The sequence below is a fragment of the Exiguobacterium sp. 9-2 genome (genome assembly GCF_036287235.1).
Lineage (GTDB): Bacteria > Bacillota > Bacilli > Exiguobacteriales > Exiguobacteriaceae > Exiguobacterium_A.
This window is the reverse complement of record NZ_CP142850.1, coordinates 912,792-932,633: the sequence shown is the minus strand read 5'-3', so window position 1 is coordinate 932,633 and position 19,842 is coordinate 912,792. Positions and strand designations below refer to the sequence as shown.

The window sequence follows — 19,842 nt, the reverse complement described above, 5'->3', positions numbered from 1 at the left end:
TCGTCACACACTCTGTTTCTTTCCTTGATTGACGAAAGCGCGTACTTCTTCTGCGATTTGTCCAGGTAATAGTCCAATTTCTTCCAGCAACTCATTCACACCGCCGTGCTCGATATACCAATCCGGAATACCGAAGCGTTTGACGCGTGGGAATGCTTCCTGCTCGTTCGCATGCTCAAGGACAGCTGATCCGAATCCACCTTTTAGGACGGCTTCTTCCAGTGTCACAAGTGGAATTCCCTCTGCGTAAAGAGCGTTCAGCATCTTCTCATCAAGCGGTTTGATCGTCCGGGCATTGATGACACGAACTGATAATTCGCCTGCTAAGAGATCTGCGATTTTGAGCGCGTCTTGCACTTGTGGTCCGAATGCAAGGATGGCGACATCTGTTCCTTCACGTTCAACTTCCCACGTATCGAGCGAAATTTCATGCAATGTCTCATCCATTGGTACACCAAGTCCTTCGCCACGCGGGAAACGAACGGCGATTGGTCCTTCGTATTTAACAGCTGAATAGAGCAAGTGCTGTAGTTCATTCTCATCCTTTGCCATGACGATTCGAATATTCGGCACGTGGCGCATGAAAGCAATATCGAAGACCCCTTGGTGTGTCTCTCCATCTGCTCCAACAAGACCTGATCGGTCAATCGTAAACGTTACGTCCAGATTTTGACGGGCCACGTCATGCACGAGTTGATCGTATGCGCGCTGGAAGAACGTCGAGTAGATTGATACAACGGGTTTCATGCCTTGCGTCGCTTGACCAGCTGCGAACGTGACAGCATGTTGTTCCGCGATCCCAACGTCAAACATCCGCTCTGGGAATTCTTTTTCAAAACAATCGAGTTTTGAGCCAACACTCATCGCTGGTGTGATCAACGTCAGCTTTTCATCGTCGCGTGCCATCTTCGTCAAGGTATCCGCTACCGTAAAGGAATAACTTGGTGCTTTTGATTTTCCTTTGATGACTTCGCCGGACTCCATCTTGTATGGTCCAAGACCGTGCCATGTACCGACCCCGTCAAACTCTGCCGGACGATAACCTTTCCCTTTTTTTGTGATGACATGAAGCAGGACAGGTCCTTCTTCTTTTTTCACGTAATTGAGCTGTTCGATCAAATCATTAAGATCGTGTCCATCGACCGGACCGTAATAGTTGAAACCAAGTTCTTCAAAGAACATCCCAGGAACGAGCGCTCCCTTGACGGCTTCTTTCAATTTCTCGCTTCCTTTTTCCAAACGTCCGCCAATGACCGGAATCTTTTTGATCAATGCTTCAAGCTCGTCTTGCGCAAAACGTACTTTTCGCGATGAACGAATCCGTCCTAGCATTTGATGCATCGCACCGACGTTTGGTGCAATCGACATCTCGTTATCATTTAAGATGACGATGACGTTTTGTTGCTCTGCTCCGATGTGATTCAATGCTTCGAGGGCCATACCGCCTGTTAACGCCCCGTCACCGATGATCGCGACTGCGCGGTCATCCTTACCGCTCAATTCGTTTGAAACAGCAATCCCCATTGCTGCTGACAAGGACGTCGAGCTATGCCCTGTCTCCCAGACGTCATGCACGCTTTCATTGCGTTTCGGAAATCCACAAAGTCCTTTATGCTGACGGAGCGTATCAAACTGGCTCGCGCGTCCTGTGAGAATCTTGTGCACATAGGCTTGGTGTCCGACGTCCCAGACGAACTTGTCATTTGGACTGTCAAATTCACGATGCAGTGCAAGCGTTAACTCGACGACTCCAAGATTCGGTGCCAAGTGCCCACCTGTCGTCGCTAATTCTTCAATCAAAAAGCGTCGAATATCGCCTGCGAAAACTTCGAGTTCGGAGACCGACATACGCTTTAAAAATGACGGATCCTGTATTTCTGTCAATTTCATACCTTACCGCCTCTTTTCCTTACAATCTTATAGGGTTTGTACCCTACATTGTACTAGAACAATCTATCGAGCGCCATTGTCAGCATAGAAAAAGACGACGCACGATGCGTCGTCCTGCTTAATGGTCACGCTTGACCACGAAGTCTAGCAGTTCCTTAAGTGTCGTCGCTTCGACCGATAGTGCTTCAATCGCCTGTTCTGCTGCTTCTACCTGAGCTGTCAGTGCACGTTTCGCACCTTCAAGACCGAGGAGTTTCGGATACGTCGCTTTTTCATTTTCTTCATCGCTACCAACCGGCTTGCCGATTTTTTCAGCATCTCCTGTCACGTCTAAGATGTCATCTTGAATTTGAAAAGCAATGCCGAGATGGCGACCATATTGATGCAGGTGCTCAAGATCTGTCGGACTAACTGCGGCGAGCAACCCGCCTGCTTCGACCGCAAAGACGAGAAGTGCTCCTGTTTTTCGACGATGAATCGATTCTAGCTTCGCTACATCATTTATGCCACCACGCTCACCGAGCATATCATCGAGTTGTCCGCCGACCATACCAGAAGCTCCTGCCGCCGCCGCTAATCGTTCGACGAGCGCAAGCTTCACTTCTGGCGAAGCTGGTGTCTCAAGGAGGCAGCTGAATGCGTTCGTGAGCAATGCGTCCCCTGCTAAAATCGCTGTCGCTTCATCAAAAGCAATATGATTCGTCGGACGACCTCTACGGAGATCATCATCGTCCATTGCTGGAAGGTCATCATGAATCAGCGAATATGTATGAATCATCTCAAGTGCCGCAGCAGTAGCATCTCCTTTTGAGCGGTCGATTGAAAAGGCATCGAGTACTGCATAAATCAAGGCCGGACGAATCCGTTTCCCACCAGCATCAAGTGAATACCGCATTGAGTCACGTAAACGGTCGGGTGCATCGAGTCGCTCCATGAACTCTGCCATTTTGTTTTCGACTTGTGTCTTCCATTCATGCAAGGCAATCATTGTGCTCCTCCTTTTTCCCGCAGCGTACCATCTTGCTCCAGGATCTGATCGAGTTTTTTCTCAGCAACGGATAACTTTCCTTGGCAAAGAGCTGTCAATTTGACGCCCTCTTCATAAAGAGCCATCGCTTGTTCTAGCGGAGCTTCGCCCTCTTCGAGTAACGTGACGATCTCTTCTAGTCGTTCTAGTGCTTCTTCAAAAGATTGTTCCGTCTCCATCCTTACTCCCCATCCTCTCGTTTGGCACGAATCGTTCCATCATGGAATCGGATATCGAACGAAGACGCTGTTAATGCCTTCGCGGAACGAACAATTTGTCCATCCTGTTCGACATACGTATAGCCGCGCATCAGGACATGCGTCGGACTGACGGAGTCGAGTCGCGCGAGCACATGACGCACTTGTTGTTGTTTCGATTGCAAAAGCCGACGCACGATTTCGAGTCGACGACGCGACTGTTCAATCGTTGCTCGTTGTTGTACGAATCGATCACGTACTGGTATTCGCATTAAACGTGCGTGAAGACGCTCCACCTGCTGTCGGTTTTGAGTCACGATATACTGCATCTCTTTTTGGAGCAACATTTCCGTCCGGTCCAGTTGTTCCTGCTTTAGTCCGAGTAAAACACGTGGCGATTTAAGACCGTAACTCGCGGCTAGACGTGTCACTTGCTCCTGTTTACTCTTAAGGAGTTGTGTATACGTTCGTTCCAAACGTCGCTCTACATCCTGGACACGACGGACGAGTGCCTCTGCTTCCGGAGTGACAAGTTCTGCCGCCGCTGTTGGTGTAGCAGCACGAACGTCGGCGACGAAATCACTGATCGTAAAATCAGTCTCATGTCCGACAGCAGAGACGATTGGGATACGTGATTCAAACACGGCTGTCACGACAGACATTTCATTGAATGCCCACAACTCTTCGATCGAACCGCCACCACGACCAATGATCAACACATCACAGGCAGCATGCTCGTTCATCAGTTGAATAGCACGACTGATTTGGGGTGCCGCGTCTGCTCCTTGTACAAGAACCGGCGCGAAGACGATGGCTGCTTGCGGATAACGACGCCGGAGTGTCGTTGCAATGTCATGAAGCGCCGCTCCTTTTGGCGATGTGATGATCCCGATCCGATCCGGAAAAGCAGGCAACGGTTGTTTGATCGCAGGATCAAACCAACCACGTTCTTCAAGATCTATTTTCAGGCGAGAAAACGCCTCGTATAACGCGCCCACACCATCTTCCGTCATCCGTTCGACATAGAGTTGCATTTCTCCAGAAGAGACGTAGACAGATAAGCGTGCCGTGACGACGACACGCATGCCGTCGCGTATGTCTGTCTTGACCCGACTCGCATCCCGAGCAAACATGACGGCTTTCATCCGTGACTGTTCGTCCTTCAACGTAAAATAAAGGTGACCGGAAGAGTGTCGTTTAAAGTTCGACACTTCTCCCACCACCTGGACTTGTTGTAGAAGGGCGTCACCTTCTAGTTCACGTTTGACATAGTGGACTAAATCGGAAACGTGAAGAGGTTCACTCATTGCGCGGCCTCGATCGTGTTATGCAGTAACATCGTGATCGTCATTGGACCAACGCCACCCGGAACAGGTGTAATCATCGATGCAACGTCTTGTACCGTATCAAAATCAACATCACCGACGAGTTTACCATCGACACGGTTGACACCGACGTCAATGACGACAGCATCCGGTTTCACCATATCTGCAGTAATCAGCTTCGGTACACCGACTGCGACGATCAAGATATCCGCTTGGCGTGTCATCGCACCGAGGTCTGCAGTTTTTGAATGACAGTATGAAACGGTAGCCGATTCATTCAAGAACAACATACCGACGGGTTTTCCGACGATTTGACTCCGTCCGACGACAACGACGTGCTGACCCGCGATCGGTACATTCATCTCTTTTACGAGATGGAGAATACCATTTGGTGTACATGGTAAAAATGTCGGTTCACCAATCATCATCTTCCCGACAGAGACAGGATGGAAGCCATCGACGTCCTTTTCAGGAGAAATCGCAAAAATGACCTTGCTCTCATCAATATGGTCTGGCAACGGCAATTGAACGAGAATCCCGTGGACACTCGCATCTACGTTCAGGCGTTCAATCAAATGAAGGAGTTCTGATTCCGTTGTTTCTGCCGGAAGTCGGATCAACTCTGAATCCATTCCGATTTCCTTCGCTGCCTTCTCTTTTCCGCGTACATAAGATTGACTAGCTGGATCTTCACCAATCAAGATGACAGTCAATTGCGGTTGAATCCGCTGTTCTTTCAGACGTGCGACTTCTTCTTTCAGCTTCATACGATATGAATGGGCTACCTGTTTTCCATCGATTACTACTGCCATGATTTGTCCACTCCCCCAAAAAGTTCGATTCACTCTTCTGTCTGTTTGTCTCTATTCGGTTTTAAATCGGTTTATGAATTTTCTTTGACGACGCCTTGTGCCACTTTACCAAGAACACCGTTCACAATTTTCGTTGCTTCTTCATCTGCGAACGCCTTCGTCAATTCGATGGCTTCGTTAATCGTTACTCGAACCGGAATGTTCGTTTCGAACAACAATTCATAGACGGCTAAGCGAAGAATCGTCCGCTCGATGTTTCCAAGTCGCTCGAACGACCAGTTGACGAGTGCTTCTCGAATATGCTGATCAATTGTTTCTTTGTTCGTTTCGACACCGTTCACCAATTGCTCGACGAATGTATCGTATTCCTTACCTTCTACCGCGAATTCAATGGCCTCTTGTGCAGTCAGATCCGAAAGTTCCATTTGGAACAAAGATTGGACTGCGAGTTCGCGTGCCATGTGTCGTTTCATCATGATTTTGCGTGCTCCTTTTTTTGTCGTTCTCAATCAGTTAGTTTAGCACATTCCTCTTTTAAAAAACATAGAGAACGCCAAAAAAAGACGGGAGTTCGTCGCACAAACTCCCGTCCTGATTCAGTTTACGATCGTACCTTTTAACTCACGCTCTGCGAATTTCGTCGTAAATGTACCACGACGGAATACCGGGTGACTGAGAACCCGTTCGTGGAACGGGATCGTCGTTTTAACACCTTCGATCCAAAATTCAGCTAGCGCACGTTCCATTTTCGCGCATGCTTCTTCCCGTGTTTCTGCATGAACGATCAACTTTGCAACCATCGAGTCATAGTATGGTGGAATCATATACCCTGGATAGACCGCGCTATCGATGCGCACGCCCATTCCGCCCGGTGTCACATATTGTGTGACACGTCCAGCAGACGGACGGAAATCATGGTCTGGATCTTCGGCATTGATCCGGCACTCAATCGAATGACCATGGAACTTGATATCCTTTTGTTTAACGGCAAGTGGATGATCGAGCGCGACTTGGAGTTGTGCTTGAACGAGATCGAACCCTGTGATCATCTCCGTTACTGGATGTTCCACTTGAATGCGCGTGTTCATCTCCATGAAGAAGAATTCTTCCGTCTCTTCGACGAAGATGAATTCGATCGTTCCAGCTCCCGTATACTGAATCGCTTTTGCTGCTTTTACAGCAGCCTCGCCCATCTTCAACCGTGTTGCTTCACTGACCGCAGGAGATGGTGCTTCCTCAATCAGTTTCTGCATCCGGCGTTGAACGGTACAATCTCGTTCCCCGAGGTGAATGACATTGCCATGACGGTCAGCAAGCACCTGTACCTCGACATGGCGGAATTCTTCGATGAAGCGCTCTAAGTATACGTCTCCGTTTCCGAAGGCTTGTTTCGCTTCACGGCGCGTCTCACTTAGACCATTGATCAACTCTTCTTCCGAACGAGCGACCCGAATCCCTTTACCACCGCCACCTGCTGTCGCTTTGATGATGACCGGATAACCGATTTCTTGCGCCAGTGCGACCGCTTCTTCGTCTGTGACCGTTCCATCTGAACCAGGCACGACGGGTACTCCGCATTCGATCATCGTCTTTTTCGCGACATCCTTGATCCCCATCTGACGAATCGCATCCGACGTCGGACCAACGAACTTAATCCCACACGCTTCACACATCTCGGCAAAATCGACGTTCTCAGCTAAGAAACCATAACCCGGGTGGATCATCGTGACTTGACGATTTGTTGCGATCGCAAGGATGTTCGTAACGTTTAAGTAGGATGAAGCAGAACTTGCTTCACCGATGCAATATGCCTCATCTGCTAAGCGAACGTGTAACGCTTCCTTATCCGCCGTCGAGTAGACAGCAACGGTTTGTATTCCAAGTTCCTTTGCCGCTCGAATGATGCGGACGGCAATTTCTCCACGGTTGGCAATCAATAATTTTTCCATGCTGTTCACCCCCGCTTACGGACGGATCCGGAAGAGTGGTTGACCAAATTCAACGAGATCTCCATCGGCGACAAGAATCTCGACGACCGTTCCAGATACTTCCGAGTTTAAGTTATTGAAGAGTTTCATTGCTTCAAGGACACAAACGACTTGACCGACTTCGATCTGATCCCCGACTTTGACGTATGCCGGTTTATCCGGATTTGGACGAGAATAGAACGTCCCGACCATTAACGCATTGATTGTGATCGTATCGTCAGCGACTGCTTCTTCTTCAACAGGTGCTGCTGTTTGTTTCACAGGAGCAGGTGTTGCTACCGGTGCAGCGGGTGCTTGGTGTGAGACCGTTACCGTCTCTCCTTGTTTCTTTAACTCCAATTTATACGTATCCGTCTCAAGTGTGAGTTCGTTTACACTCGACTGATCGAGCATTTCGAGTACTTGTTTCAACTGATCGATTTTCATCTGTCATTCTTCCCCCATCTATGCTGTATTCACAATTATTATACCAGGTGCTAATGCCTACTCAAATACTTATATTAACTGGTCATACCATCGGATGCAAGTCACGCTGGATGAAAAAAGACGCCTCTCGACCTAACAAAAGGTGAAAGACGTCTTGTCGTTTCGTTCTTATCCGTTGTAACGACCTGTGAAATCACCTGTACGTGTATCAACCGTTACTTTTTCGCCCGCTTCGATGAAGAGTGGCACTTGAATGATGTGTCCCGTCTCTACTGTCGCGTTTTTCTTGACGTTCGAAGCTGTATCGCCTTTAACGCCCGGCTCCGCTTCAACGATCGTCATGACGACCGTGTTAGGTAATTCAAGACCGAGGATTTCGCCGTTATAAACAGCGATTTGAACTTCCATGTTTTCAAGCAAGTATGGAAGAGCTGCTTCGACTTGTGCCGTCGTCAATTCCAACTGCTCGTAAGATTCTGTATCCATGAAGACATATGTCTCACCCATTGGGTAGAGGTATTGCATCTTGTTACGCTCGATGTGCGCACGCTCGACACGCTCACCGCCGCGGAATGTCATCTCTTGGATGTTCCCGTTACGGATATTACGCATTTTCGTCCGAACGAACGCTGCCCCTTTACCTGGTTTAACATGTTGGAATTCAAGTACTTGCCAAATCATACCGTCTGAAGTTTTGATCGTTAATCCTGTTTTTAAATCGTTTACTGATACCATGAATGGTTCCTCCTAAAATGTCCCGTCACTCTGAATTAGAGAGTGATCAGTTCTTTTGGTGAAGACGAAAGAATTTCTCGACCTGTTTCCGTGATCAAGACGTCATCTTCAATTCGGCATCCGCCGACTTGCGGCACGTAGATACCTGGTTCGACCGTGACGATCATGCCCGGTTCAAGTTTCGTCTCAGAGCGGAAAGATAGACCAGGTCCTTCATGTACTTCTAGACCAATGCCGTGTCCCGTCGAGTGACCGAAGTACTCGCCGTATCCTGCTTCTTTGATGATATCACGCGTCAATGCGTCCGCTTCGATCCCTGTAATACCTGGTTTTAAACCATCAACACCCGCTAGTTGCGCTTGTAAGACTGTATCGTAGATTTTCTGCAATTCAGCATTGATCGGACCGACTGCTACAGTCCGTGTGATATCTGAAACATAACCGTTCAGAAGCGCCCCAAAATCAAGCGTGACAAGTTCGCCTGTCGCAATGACCTTCGAACTGGCAACACCGTGCGGCAAGGCAGAACGATAGCCCGATGCAACGATCGTATCGAAAGAAGAAGACGTCGCTCCATGCTTACGCATGAAGAATTCTAGTTCATTTGATACTTCAAGTTCCGTCCGTCCTGGTTGAATGTACGTCAAGATATGCTGGAAGGTCGCATCTGCGAGCTCCACCGCTTCCTTAATCATCTTAATCTCTGATGAATCCTTAATCAAGCGTAGGTTTTCGATGATTCCCGTCGTCGGAACGAGTTCGATCGAAGAAGCTTGATCATACGCTTCAAAAGCACCGAGTGTCATCGCATCTTTTTCGACGCCGACCGCGCGAACCCGTGCCCCTGCCATCAATTCACCCATTGTCTCTGGAATCGAACGTTCAATTTGGACGATTTCCATTCCTTTGACTTGGTCTGCCGCTTGCTCCGTGTAACGGAAATCCGTCACGAAGTACGCTTGCTCTTCTGTTACGAGACATGCACCGCTTGAACCTGTGAAGCCGGAAATATAACGAATGTTCTCTGCTTTCGTGACGAGTAATCCTGGAAGGTCCCGTTCCTTTAAAGCTGCTTGTAACGCCTCGATCCGTTGTTTCATGATTGATTTCCCCCTTATTCCGATTGTTGTAAAGCTTGGAGTGCTTCTGTTGCCAGACGATATCCCGTCATGCCAAGTCCAGCGATGACCCCCTTGCAGACTGGTGCGATCATCGAATGATGCCGGAAGGATTCACGTGAATGGACATTCGATAGATGGACCTCTATGACGGGTGCTTCGATTGCAGCAATCGCGTCACGTAACGCGATACTCGTATGCGTGTAGGCAGCCGCATTGAAGACGATGCCGTCCGCCCCTCGTTCCTCGTGAAGAACATCAATCAGTCGTCCTTCATGGTTCGATTGCTCGAACCGAAACTGAATGTTCGGAAAATAAGCGCGAAGCTCGTGTTCTAAATCAGCTAACGTTGCCGTTCCGTATGTATCCGGTTCGCGTGTTCCGAGTAAATTCAAGTTTGGTCCGTTTAAAATCAAGACACGCAAAAAAACACCTCCTCGAATTCTTTTTCATTGTATCATAACCCGATTTCCGACTCCTAAAGATTACCTCGTTTTGACGAGTCGAACATAGTTTTTTTGTCGTAAATCAAGTACACTGACGATACACCTAATTTTAATGAAGACAGGATGCGTTCTATTATGAAAACGACTAATCCGCCGGTCGGTGGTCAAGCCATCGTCGAGGGCGTCATGTTCCAAAATGCGACCCATGCGGTCTCTGCGATTCGTCGAAATGATTCGTCGATTGAGACGTTTGCACAACAAAAACCGATTCGACCACGAATCGCCAAAGGAAAACGAATTCCACTCCTGCGCGGTCTCTTTGCATTAATGGAATCTTCAGCGAATGGCGCAAGTCACATGAATTTCGCAAGTGATCGCTACGGCGTCAAACCCGGTGAAGAAGAACCAGAAGAGTCAACGGCTAGTCCATTGACGAAATGGCTCGGAGTGGCTGTCGTCGGAATTCTTTCCTTTTTCTTTGGGAAATTACTCTTTACGCTATTACCTGCTTTCCTTGCGTCTTTGTTTGATGTGTTTCCGCTCTTATCGGGACATGTCGTTCAAAACATCATCGAAGCAGTGATTAAATTAACGTTACTATTTAGTTATCTCTACGTGATTTCTTTGACTCCACTCGTAAAACGACTCTTTCAGTACCATGGCGCTGAGCATAAAGTCATTAACTGTGTCGAGTCCGGACGTCCACTCACCGTCGAAAACGTTCGTGTTAGCAGTCGACTCCATTACCGGTGTGGCTCGAGTTTCTTGATTTTCACCGTCATCGTCGGTTTTTTCGTCTACTTGATCGTCCCAACAGATCCGCTTTGGTTGCGTCTCGTCTGCCGGATTGCTTTATTACCGGTCGTCATCGGTCTCTCATTTGAAGTCTTACAGCTAACGAATAAAGCACAACATATCAAAGGACTTCGTGTTATCGCCTTGCCTGGTCTATGGTTACAGTACTTGACGACGAAAGAACCGGATGATGCTCAAATTGAGGTTGCGATTTATGCGTTTGAAGCCTTAGAAAAACAGGAACATAACCTACATGAGAATGCACTGGGTTAATCGATAACAGGGGTGATATTATGATCAGACAACGCATTGGTTCTACATTCGCACTCGTCGTGTTACTGTTCGCTTTTGTCGGCTTTGGATATAAACTCGTCAATAATCCAAGTAGTCTGTTTTCACAATTGCTGTTCTTCGGCATTACTGCCGGGATCATCTTCTTACTCTTTAAGTTCCTGACTCGTAGTCGAAGCGTCGGAAACGGTACGAACGCACAGTACCGTAAATCGGTCGCTCAATCCAAAAAAATGCATGGTCCTTCGAATTCTGTTCGCCGGACAGACTTCAAGAAAAAACCAGTCAAGTCTTCGAAAGCACCTGCATCGAATAAAGTCAGACCGTTACGTGATCGTTCGAAAGCGCCTCATCTGACGGTCATTGAAGGAAAAAAAGGCAAAAAGAAAAAACGTGCTTTTTAATGTTGAAAGCATATTAATTAAGGAGGTTCGTCGCCTATGACGAACCTCCTTATTTTTCACTCCGTTTCGACCCAACCGATGTAAGGAAGATTGCGGTATTCTTCAGCACAATCAATCCCGTACCCGACAACAAAGTAATCCGGAATCTCGAACCCGACATAGTCCGCATCGAGTTCTACTTCACGACGTGCCGGTTTATCAAGTAACGTACACACCTTCAGGACGCCTGGCTGATGCAATTTCATATGATCACATAGGAAATGAAGCGTCCGTCCTGTATCAATGATATCTTCGATGACGACGACATATTTTCCTTGAACATCGAGATCGAGGTCCTTCTTCAATTGAACACGACCTGAAGAAACGGTCTTTGTACCATAAGAAGAGCACGCGACCGTATCAATTTGGACGCTTCCTTTGATTTCGCGCATCAAATCCGCAGCAAAAACCATCGATCCTTTCAATACGACGACGAGAACGATTTGACGTCCTGCCGCATCTGCTTCGATCTGCTGTGCTAACTCACGAACTTTTTCTTTCAGTTGTGATTCCGACACTAACTTTTCTTTAATCGTGATTTCCATGACAAGGTGCGAACACCCGTCACCCCCTTCGTCCATTTTCAGGATCAGTATAGCATATCTACCTCATAATGCGTACTTTACCATGAAATTATAATGGATTGTTCGTGTTTAAGTGTATCTAATAAGAAATTATATAAAAAAACAAGCCTCAATCCTCTGGATGGGCTTGTTGATAACGATGTAACTCTTCTTTCAGACCAGGACGTTCCGCAAAGAACTGAATCATCCCATTGATTTTATCCAATGCTTCGATGCTAATATGGTGTTCGATTCCTTCGACATCCTTGTAAATCAATTCCTCATCCACACCAACAAGACGAAGAAAATCTTCAAGCAATGCATGTCGTTCTACAAGACGCTTCCCAATCTTACGTCCTTTAGGCGTCAACATGAGCCCCCGATATTTTTCATAAACGAGATAGGTCTCGCGGTCGAGCTTTTGTACCATCTTCGTCACAGACGAAGGATGTACACCTAATGACTCCGCAATATCCGATACACGGGCATATCCCTTATCTTCAATCAACTTATAAATTTGTTCCAAATAATCTTCCATACTCGGAGTTGGCACGACATCACCTTCCCATTTCATTCATTAGCGTTTCCAGTTCCACTCATCACTACGGTATTTCTCGGCAAGACGCTCAATCTCCTGCCACTGCTCACTAGTGAATGTCAACGGAACGAACGACAAATCAAGTGCTTCTTCAAACCCTTTCGTGAACGCTCCTCTTACTTCGTCAAATGCTACAGCGCGACCTGCTAACTCGTTCAGAGCGACAGCCTTTCCTGAAAAACGAGCCTTCATCCGCTCGCGCGTCGACTCATCATCGTACAAGAAGCAATCAAACAGTTCGCCTTCATCAACAGAGAGTGGAACAGAACCATGCTGTAAGACGACGCCTTGATGACGGACTTGTGCACTTCCGGCGACTTTTCGTTTACCGACAGCGAGTTCATAATACGATGCTGCATCAAAACAGACAGCCGATTTTGGCTTCCGTAATTCTTCTTTTTCCTCTTCCGTCAATGGAACTGAAAATTCGACTGGAATGCCGAGGTGATGGTATCCCTTGCGAATCCCTTCCGTCAACATTCGGTAACTTTCGATGACCGTGCGTGGTAACCCTTCCGTATCTTCAGGGATGACGATACTGTATGTCAACTCGTCTGCATGCAAGACAGCTCGCCCTCCTGTCATCCGACGCACGATCGGAATGCCGAGCTCCGCGATCCGCTTTCGATCGATATCACGGGTTGCTCGTTGGAAATGACCAATACTTAATCCACGTGGTTCCCATGAGTAAAAACGAAGCGTCGGTGCGATCTCCCCCCGCCCGACGAACTGAATTAATGCTTCATCGATTGCCATGTTCATTGCCGGCTCCATTGCCGGCGTCGTCAATACTTGCCACTCTCTGTTCACTTCAGCACCCCCAAAACGTTTCCGTATTAGTGTATCAAACCCTTTCTCGGTCGCGCAATCACGAGTCGATTGCCGAAATCGATTTCGTTGACTATAATGAAACAGAGGTTAAACGAACGAAGGGGTTGGAAGTCGAATATGGAAACTGGAACTATCGTTACGATCGTACTATGGGTCGCGCTGATCGCCTACATCGCTTGGCGTTTCATGCCGGTCAAAGGTATCACGAAATTGTCACAGGAAGAATTCCGTGCGAACTATCGCAAAGCACAAATCGTCGATGTCCGCGAGACACAGGAATTCAAAGGTGGACACATCGTTGGTGCTCGTAATATCCCGGTCAGCCAAATGAAGATGCGCTCGAAGGAATTACGGAAAGATATGCCGATTTACTTGTACTGTCAAGGTAGCATGCGTTCTTCACAAGCTGCAAAAGTTTTGAAAAAAGCAGGCTATACGAATCTGTATCAATTAAAAGGCGGATTCAAGCAGTGGTCAGGAAAAATCAAACGGAGCTGATGCTTCGTTCATCGCAAAAAAAGGATCCCTCCGGAAGGAGAGATCCTTTTTTTATGGTTCTTGCTTATACATGTACTTCTTGTTTTGGTTCATAGCGTAAGACGGGCTTGCGAGCAGCAAGTGTCTCGTCCATCCGTTTGACGACCGTCGTGTGTGGGGCGTTCAAAACGACATCCGGTGTCTCTTCGACCTCTTTTGCAATCTGGAGCATCGCATCACAGAAGGCGTCGAGTGTTTCTTTCGATTCCGTTTCCGTCGGTTCGATCATGATACACTCCTCGACGTTCAACGGGAAGTAGATCGTTGGTGGATGGTATCCAAAGTCAAGCAGACGTTTAGCGATATCAAGCGTCCGGACACCTAATGCTTTTTGACGTTTACCCGACAAGACGAATTCGTGCTTGCAATAGACGTCGTATGGCGCGTCATACGCACCTTTGAGACGAGCCAACATATAGTTCGCATTCAAGACCGCTTCTTTCGAGACGCGAGCGAGACCTGCCCCACCCATCGTCCGAATATAGCTATAGGCACGAACGTTGATGCCGAAGTTACCGTAGAATGGTTTGACGCGACCGATCGCTTCCGGGCGATCGTAGTCGAGGACATAACGCTCTTCTTCTTTGCGGACGATTGGTTTCGGTAAATACGGAATCAAATCTTGTTTGACCCCTACTGGACCCGATCCTGGTCCGCCGCCACCGTGCGGTCCTGTGAACGTCTTATGCAAGTTCAAGTGGACGACATCAAAGCCCATGTCCCCTGGACGAGCAATGCCCATGATCGCATTCGAGTTCGCACCATCATAGTACAGTTTTCCACCCGCCTCGTGAACCGCTTGTGCGATTTCGACGATATCCGACTCAAACAAACCGAGCGTGTTGGGATTCGTCAACATGAGTGCCGCTGTATCGTCACCGACTTTTTTCTTTAAGTCTGCTAGATCAACGAGACCACGTTCATCCGATAAGACCGTCACGGTATCAAATCCAGCGACTGATGCCGATGCCGGGTTCGTTCCGTGTGCCGAGTCCGGTACGAGGACTTTCGTCCGTTTAAAGTCACCACGTGCATGGTGGTAGGCCTTAATCAACATCAAGCCTGTCCACTCACCGTGTGCTCCCGCCGCCGGCTGGAGCGTCACTTCATCCATTCCTGTGATGACCGCGAGTTTTTCTTGCAGATCATACATCAAACCGAGTGCCCCTTGAACACTTTCGACTGGTTGAAGCGGGTGAATGTGTGCAAACCCAGGGAGGCGCGCCATATCTTCATTGATTTTCGGATTGTATTTCATCGTACATGAACCAAGTGGATAGAATCCAGAATCCACACCATGGTTACGGTTCGAAAGTGCCGTGTAGTGACGGACGAGATCCAGTTCAGATACTTCCGGTAGTGCCACGTCTTCCTTCCGTAACATCGAGGTCGGTAACAATTCTTCTACTGCCACCTCATCGACAGTCGGTAACGGTAAGCTATAGGCGATACGACCCGGTTTAGAAATTTCAAAGATCAATGTTTGCTCATTCATGTGTGAGTCCCCCTAACGCTGTCACGAATTGATCCAACTCTTCATTCGTCCGTAATTCCGTTGCACAAACAAGCATTTCATTCTGACGTGCCGCGTCATAAGCGCCTAACGGCAAACCGCCGATGATCCCGTGATCGAGCAATTGTTGACTCGCACGTGTTGCATCGATCGGTAGCGTAACGACGAATTCATTGAAGCTCGGTCCATCGTCAACGATCGTAAAGCCAGCCTGTTTCAGCTTTTGTTTTAAGGCATGTGCCGTTTGCAAGTTGCGTGTCGCGAGTTCTCGGATTCCCCGTTTTCCGAGTGCACTCATCGCAATCGAAGCAGCGAGTGCATTCAACGCTTGGTTCGAACAGATGTTAGATGTCGCCTTGTCACGGCGAATGTGTTGTTCACGTGCTTGTAACGTCAGAACGAAACCGCGTTTCCCATTCTCATCGACGGTCTGCCCAACGAGACGTCCCGGAATCTTACGCATCAACGCTTTTGTCGTCGTGAAATAACCACACGTCGGTCCACCAAAACTTTGTGGAATTCCGAACGGTTGGCAGTCTCCGATCGTTATGTCAGCGCCAAGTTTACCTGGTGCTTCTAAGATACCGAGTGCCAGTGGATTCGCAGAGACGATGAACAGCGCACCACGAGCATGAGTCGCATCGGCCAATGCTTGTAGTTCTTCGACACGACCGTAGAAGTTCGGATACTGTACGATGACACAGGCAACGTCTTCGATTGCATCGAGTTGATCGATCCGTGTGACACCTTGCTCAAGCGCCAACGTCTCGACGTTTAGTCCTGGACCGTTCGCATACGTCCGAACGACATCGTGCGCTTCCGGGTGAACGCCGTCTGAAAGAACGATCGTCTTTTTCTTCGTATGGGCACACGCAAGCATAGCCGCTTCCGCTAACGCCGTAATACCGTCATACATCGACGAGTTCGCGACGTCCATCCCTGTCAATTCACAAATCATCGATTGGAATTCAAAAATCGCTTGCAGCTCACCTTGCGAAATCTCTGGCTGATATGGTGTATAGGCAGTGTAAAACTCTGAGCGCAGTAACATATGGTTGACGACAGCAGGTGCATAATGATCATAGATGCCTGCGCCAAGGAACGATGGATATTGTTTCGTATTCATGTTTTGGTCGGCAAGCTTCGATAGCGTCCGAATCAAGTCCGTTTCCGGAAGTGGCACACCGACTTCTTCCAATGTACCGTTATCACGGACGGATGCCGGGATATCAGCAAGTAAATCTTCGATCGATGCTGCACCGATCGTCTGTAACATCGCCTGCTCATCTTCTGCTGTCATTGGTAAATAACGAAAATCCATAGAAATATCCCCCTTATTTCGTGCGACGATAAAACGGTGTCGCTGTTCGTTTCGCTGCTAAACGTTTTCCGCGTACTTCTACTTCAAATTGTTCTTGTTCCGCTACTTCTGCAGGAACGAGTGCCCAAGCAATCGCTTTTCCGACTGTCGGCGGTAACGTACCTGTCGTCACCACACCAACGACTTCCCCGTCATGCCAAACCGGTGCATCTTGACGCGCAATCCCTTTATCAAGTAGTTCAAGACCGATCAAGCGCCGCGGTGCTCCTTGTTCTTTCTGTTGTAACAAGACTTCCGAACCGACGAACGGTTTGACTTGTGGTTTGACCGCAAAGCCCATTTCCGCTTCGATGGGTGAAATCGTTGCTGATAATTCATGTCCGTAAAGTGGCAGACATGCCTCAAAACGTAATGTGTCACGTGCCCCGAGACCGCATGGTACGACACCTTGCTCAAGCAATGCTTGCCAGACAGCAGATGCGTCACTAGCTGCCATGTAAAGCTCGAATCCATCTTCCCCTGTATACCCACTGCGTGAAACGATCATTTCAACTCCCGCAACCGTTCCCCTTTGGAACTTAAAAAACCCAATCTCTGATAAGACAAGTGGTGTCATGCCGGAAAGAACTGCTTCCGCCTGTGGTCCTTGGACAGCAATTTGACCATATTGTTCCGATTGATTCTCAAGCGTGACGTCCCCTGTTAGATAGTGACGTAAATGTTGTTCGTCTTTTTCAATGTTCGAAGCATTGACAACGAGAAGATAATCCGTTTCTGATAAACGATAGACGAGTAAATCATCCACTGTTCCACCGTCTTCTTGGCATAAGACGTTATATTGCGCTTGCCCCACCGCAATCTTTGAAATATCATTTGATAACGTGGCTTGTAAAAATGTCAGAGCATCCGGTCCGCTGACGAACAGTTCACCCATGTGCGAGACATCGAACATACCGACATTCTCTCTTACTGCAACGTGTTCTTCTTTAATCGAGGAAAACAAAACTGGCATTTCAAATCCCGCAAAATCCACCATCTTACCGGTTTTCGAAACCGTTTCGAATAATGGTGTTCTTTTCAATGTCGTCTGACTCATACAAATCCCCCTATTAACGAACGTTTTCACTCTCTCTTCTCATTAATGTTCCATTTTCAAATTTATCTTACCAATTTAAATCATAATTATCTAGTATTATTCGGAAAAAGGAACACATGAAAAAGAGAGAAAGGACCCTGTCCCTTCTCTCCTATTGTTTCATATTCTTCCCATGAAAGCCATTTCAAAATTGATTGATTCCGGCAGTTCGCTTGATTTCTTCTTGAAGTCGTCGCCCTTCTGTCACCAATTGGCTTGTTCCCTGCTTCACACGATTTCCTTCTTCAGTGATCCGGTTGATGTTCCCTTTGATTTGATCGATTCGGTGCGTTGTATGATCGATGTTCGTCTGCAAGGTTTTCTGACGAATCGTAAAGCGCTCCATCAATTGCTTTAATTGTTGAATATCCTGAGATAGCTTCTTTTTGTAAAGAATGAATCCGAACAACACAAGTCCTACGATGGACAATAAAATAATACCTAACGTAATCCAAATCATGACTTTTCCTCCAATACAGTTTCAATCGCATGAACCAACCCTTCGATTGATGTCGTTCCTTCAATGCGAACAGTGGCAACTCCAGCATACAAAGAATAGCGACGATCGAATAAATGCTTCACCTGTTCCCGTTCTGTCACGAGTGGACGATTCGAGTCAGAAGCAATCCGTTTCCAGATGACATCAAAAGGCGTATCAATCCAAATGACTGTCCCTGCCTTTTTCATGAACAGTCGGTTCTCTTCTCGTTCGACGATTCCACCACCCGTGACGACTACTTCCGCGTTGCTGTTCCTTAACAATTCGCTCTCGTGTGTACGAAACCCTGCTTCGCCATGCTCAGCAAAAAAAGAAGGAATCGTTTGTCCATGTTTCTGTTCGAAGTGTTCATCCAATTCGTCGACCGTGTATCGTCCACGTAATCGATGTCCGACGGCTGATTTACCAGTTCCCATAAAGCCAATCAAATAAACCTTACTCATGTGTAACGACCGCCTCGATTCTTTGACCATTATCTAATCTCGCTTCCATTTTAAAGCCTTTATCGGTCACTGTACAGCTGACTTGCCCGATTGGATAGCGGAGGGTCTCATCCTTCGTACAATCTGCTTTTGCCGCGCGGATGAGAGATTCGAGTTGTAGTGCTTCTTGTTCCAACTGATGATGGCGCATTTCTTCGTCAATTTGCTGACAAACGATTAAGAGCACGACTCCCATGCCTAAAAGCAACAGTAAGGTCTGAATCAAGATGAATCCGTCTTGACGCATCGGAAGGAACGTTTGCTGTCGTTCAACTGAATTGAGAGGATCTCGGCAGTGCTTGTCACAGTGTATTGTTTGACATCGCGAGCGTATGTCAGTTCACCTCCTTGTTCTTTCTTGAGGCGTAGTTGATCCTGCACACGGACGAGACGCCATTTCTCAGCCATCTCTCCCGGATTAACGTCCATTCCGCGAATCTCATCTCCAACGCGTTCACACATCGTACTCCGCCACATAAGCCGTTCTACGGTATGAAAGAACAGTTCCTCATTCATTCGATTGACTTCCGGTGGGCGAACGAGTGGTGTCAGCGTCAAAATCGCCAACAGGAGCAACGGACTGATCCACAGGACGAACGATAGTTCGAGGAGGGTCATTCCGGATTCTGCTCGCAAGACATGTCGTTTCATTGCACCACGCTCCTTGCTTCAGAACATAGGACACTGTTCGGTTTTCAACTTGATCCGTCGCCATCTGCTCAAGCTGTTTCGTCTCTTGTTCCCATTTGATTTGTTTCGTTCGTAAATCGAGATAAGGATCGATCGCTAGCATCATGAAGACACCCATCGCAACGATAGAGAGAATCACTTCGAGCAAAGAGAAACCCGCTTGTCGTTTGTCCTGCATAC

25 protein-coding genes are annotated in these 19,842 nt (G+C 47.7%); 3 read left to right on the top strand and 22 right to left on the bottom strand.

Annotated elements, in window-relative coordinates:
• Positions 1 to 3: 3 nt before the first annotated feature.
• From dxs to aroQ, 11 genes are all read right to left on the bottom strand, one after another.
• On the bottom strand, positions 4 to 1,890 hold the full coding sequence (gene dxs, locus VJ374_RS04810; RefSeq protein WP_056060225.1) for a 1-deoxy-D-xylulose-5-phosphate synthase: 1,887 nt from the start codon (positions 1,888 to 1,890) through the stop codon (positions 4 to 6).
• A gap of 118 nt (positions 1,891 to 2,008) precedes the next feature.
• On the bottom strand, positions 2,009 to 2,878 hold the full coding sequence (locus VJ374_RS04805) for a polyprenyl synthetase family protein (RefSeq protein WP_329470346.1): 870 nt from the start codon (positions 2,876 to 2,878) through the stop codon (positions 2,009 to 2,011).
• Positions 2,875 to 3,096, bottom strand: coding sequence for an exodeoxyribonuclease VII small subunit (gene xseB / locus VJ374_RS04800; protein ID WP_023467583.1), 222 nt, complete (start codon positions 3,094 to 3,096; stop codon positions 2,875 to 2,877). Before xseB ends, VJ374_RS04805 begins: the two co-directional genes overlap by 4 nt.
• A gap of 2 nt (positions 3,097 to 3,098) precedes the next feature.
• Complete coding sequence (gene xseA, locus VJ374_RS04795) at positions 3,099 to 4,421, bottom strand: exodeoxyribonuclease VII large subunit (RefSeq protein WP_329470344.1); 1,323 nt, start codon at positions 4,419 to 4,421, stop codon at positions 3,099 to 3,101.
• On the bottom strand, positions 4,418 to 5,251 hold the full coding sequence (gene folD / locus VJ374_RS04790) for a bifunctional methylenetetrahydrofolate dehydrogenase/methenyltetrahydrofolate cyclohydrolase FolD (RefSeq protein ID WP_081780391.1): 834 nt from the start codon (positions 5,249 to 5,251) through the stop codon (positions 4,418 to 4,420). Before folD ends, xseA begins: the two co-directional genes overlap by 4 nt.
• Before the next feature lie 71 nt (positions 5,252 to 5,322).
• The gene (gene nusB, locus VJ374_RS04785) at positions 5,323 to 5,724 is read right to left on the bottom strand and encodes a transcription antitermination factor NusB (RefSeq protein ID WP_035409747.1); all 402 of its coding nucleotides are present in this window, start codon (positions 5,722 to 5,724) and stop codon (positions 5,323 to 5,325) included.
• 123 nt (positions 5,725 to 5,847) lie between these two features.
• Entirely contained in the window at positions 5,848 to 7,200 is a 1,353-nt protein-coding gene (accC, locus tag VJ374_RS04780) for an acetyl-CoA carboxylase biotin carboxylase subunit (RefSeq protein ID WP_035409099.1), read from the bottom strand.
• A 15-nt stretch (positions 7,201 to 7,215) separates the two neighbouring features.
• On the bottom strand, positions 7,216 to 7,665 hold the full coding sequence (accB, locus tag VJ374_RS04775) for an acetyl-CoA carboxylase biotin carboxyl carrier protein (protein ID WP_035409101.1): 450 nt from the start codon (positions 7,663 to 7,665) through the stop codon (positions 7,216 to 7,218).
• 168 nt (positions 7,666 to 7,833) lie between these two features.
• Positions 7,834 to 8,400, bottom strand: coding sequence for an elongation factor P (efp, locus tag VJ374_RS04770; protein ID WP_023467577.1), 567 nt, complete (start codon positions 8,398 to 8,400; stop codon positions 7,834 to 7,836).
• Between the two features lie 35 nt (positions 8,401 to 8,435).
• On the bottom strand, positions 8,436 to 9,500 hold the full coding sequence (locus VJ374_RS04765; protein ID WP_035409103.1) for a M24 family metallopeptidase: 1,065 nt from the start codon (positions 9,498 to 9,500) through the stop codon (positions 8,436 to 8,438).
• A 14-nt stretch (positions 9,501 to 9,514) separates the two neighbouring features.
• A complete protein-coding gene (gene aroQ / locus VJ374_RS04760; protein WP_035409105.1) occupies positions 9,515 to 9,943 on the bottom strand; it encodes a type II 3-dehydroquinate dehydratase in 429 nt (142 codons plus the stop codon).
• A 156-nt stretch (positions 9,944 to 10,099) separates the two neighbouring features.
• Between aroQ and VJ374_RS04755 the strand changes: the two genes are divergently transcribed.
• Together VJ374_RS04755 and VJ374_RS04750 are read left to right on the top strand one after the other, a co-directional pair.
• On the top strand, positions 10,100 to 11,032 hold the full coding sequence (locus VJ374_RS04755; protein ID WP_290773365.1) for a DUF1385 domain-containing protein: 933 nt from the start codon (positions 10,100 to 10,102) through the stop codon (positions 11,030 to 11,032).
• Positions 11,033 to 11,052: 20 nt separating this feature from the next.
• Positions 11,053 to 11,454, top strand: coding sequence for an SA1362 family protein (locus VJ374_RS04750; RefSeq protein ID WP_329470339.1), 402 nt, complete (start codon positions 11,053 to 11,055; stop codon positions 11,452 to 11,454).
• 56 nt (positions 11,455 to 11,510) lie between these two features.
• Here VJ374_RS04750 and hpt read toward each other — a convergent pair whose 3' ends face one another.
• From hpt to VJ374_RS04735, 3 genes are all read right to left on the bottom strand, one after another.
• Positions 11,511 to 12,038 carry a hypoxanthine phosphoribosyltransferase gene (gene hpt / locus VJ374_RS04745; protein ID WP_035409112.1) on the bottom strand — a complete coding sequence of 176 codons (528 nt, stop codon included), beginning with the start codon at positions 12,036 to 12,038 and terminating at the stop codon, positions 11,511 to 11,513.
• 148 nt (positions 12,039 to 12,186) lie between these two features.
• Positions 12,187 to 12,609, bottom strand: a complete 423-nt coding sequence (gene mntR, locus VJ374_RS04740; RefSeq protein ID WP_035398709.1) for a transcriptional regulator MntR — start codon at positions 12,607 to 12,609, stop codon at positions 12,187 to 12,189.
• Between the two features lie 24 nt (positions 12,610 to 12,633).
• Positions 12,634 to 13,464, bottom strand: coding sequence for a lipoate--protein ligase family protein (locus VJ374_RS04735; protein WP_035409114.1), 831 nt, complete (start codon positions 13,462 to 13,464; stop codon positions 12,634 to 12,636).
• 138 nt (positions 13,465 to 13,602) lie between these two features.
• On the opposite strand from VJ374_RS04735, the gene VJ374_RS04730 reads away from it, so the two are divergent.
• Positions 13,603 to 13,983, top strand: coding sequence for a rhodanese-like domain-containing protein (locus tag VJ374_RS04730; protein ID WP_035409116.1), 381 nt, complete (start codon positions 13,603 to 13,605; stop codon positions 13,981 to 13,983).
• A 64-nt stretch (positions 13,984 to 14,047) separates the two neighbouring features.
• On the opposite strand, the gene gcvPB is transcribed toward VJ374_RS04730, so the two are convergent.
• The 8 genes from gcvPB to VJ374_RS04690 form a co-directional block, all read right to left on the bottom strand.
• On the bottom strand, positions 14,048 to 15,517 hold the full coding sequence (gene gcvPB / locus VJ374_RS04725) for an aminomethyl-transferring glycine dehydrogenase subunit GcvPB (protein WP_035409117.1): 1,470 nt from the start codon (positions 15,515 to 15,517) through the stop codon (positions 14,048 to 14,050).
• Positions 15,510 to 16,856: an aminomethyl-transferring glycine dehydrogenase subunit GcvPA gene (gene gcvPA / locus VJ374_RS04720; RefSeq protein ID WP_133207975.1), complete on the bottom strand. Its 1,347-nt coding sequence runs from the start codon at positions 16,854 to 16,856 to the stop codon at positions 15,510 to 15,512. Before gcvPA ends, gcvPB begins: the two co-directional genes overlap by 8 nt.
• Positions 16,857 to 16,869: 13 nt before the next feature.
• Complete coding sequence (gcvT, locus tag VJ374_RS04715) at positions 16,870 to 17,952, bottom strand: glycine cleavage system aminomethyltransferase GcvT (RefSeq protein WP_329470337.1); 1,083 nt, start codon at positions 17,950 to 17,952, stop codon at positions 16,870 to 16,872.
• Positions 17,953 to 18,136: 184 nt separating this feature from the next.
• The gene (locus tag VJ374_RS04710) at positions 18,137 to 18,451 is read right to left on the bottom strand and encodes a hypothetical protein (protein WP_056060206.1); all 315 of its coding nucleotides are present in this window, start codon (positions 18,449 to 18,451) and stop codon (positions 18,137 to 18,139) included.
• Entirely contained in the window at positions 18,448 to 18,933 is a 486-nt protein-coding gene (locus tag VJ374_RS04705; protein WP_056060203.1) for a shikimate kinase, read from the bottom strand. Before VJ374_RS04705 ends, VJ374_RS04710 begins: the two co-directional genes overlap by 4 nt.
• A complete protein-coding gene (locus VJ374_RS04700; RefSeq protein WP_308101179.1) occupies positions 18,926 to 19,219 on the bottom strand; it encodes a hypothetical protein in 294 nt (97 codons plus the stop codon). The genes VJ374_RS04705 and VJ374_RS04700 overlap by 8 nt, the downstream gene beginning before the upstream one ends.
• On the bottom strand, positions 19,195 to 19,590 hold the full coding sequence (locus VJ374_RS04695) for a hypothetical protein (RefSeq protein WP_329470334.1): 396 nt from the start codon (positions 19,588 to 19,590) through the stop codon (positions 19,195 to 19,197). The genes VJ374_RS04700 and VJ374_RS04695 overlap by 25 nt, the downstream gene beginning before the upstream one ends.
• Entirely contained in the window at positions 19,481 to 19,840 is a 360-nt protein-coding gene (locus tag VJ374_RS04690; protein WP_290748910.1) for a type II secretion system protein, read from the bottom strand. The genes VJ374_RS04695 and VJ374_RS04690 overlap by 110 nt, the downstream gene beginning before the upstream one ends.
• Positions 19,841 to 19,842 lie beyond the last annotated feature (2 nt).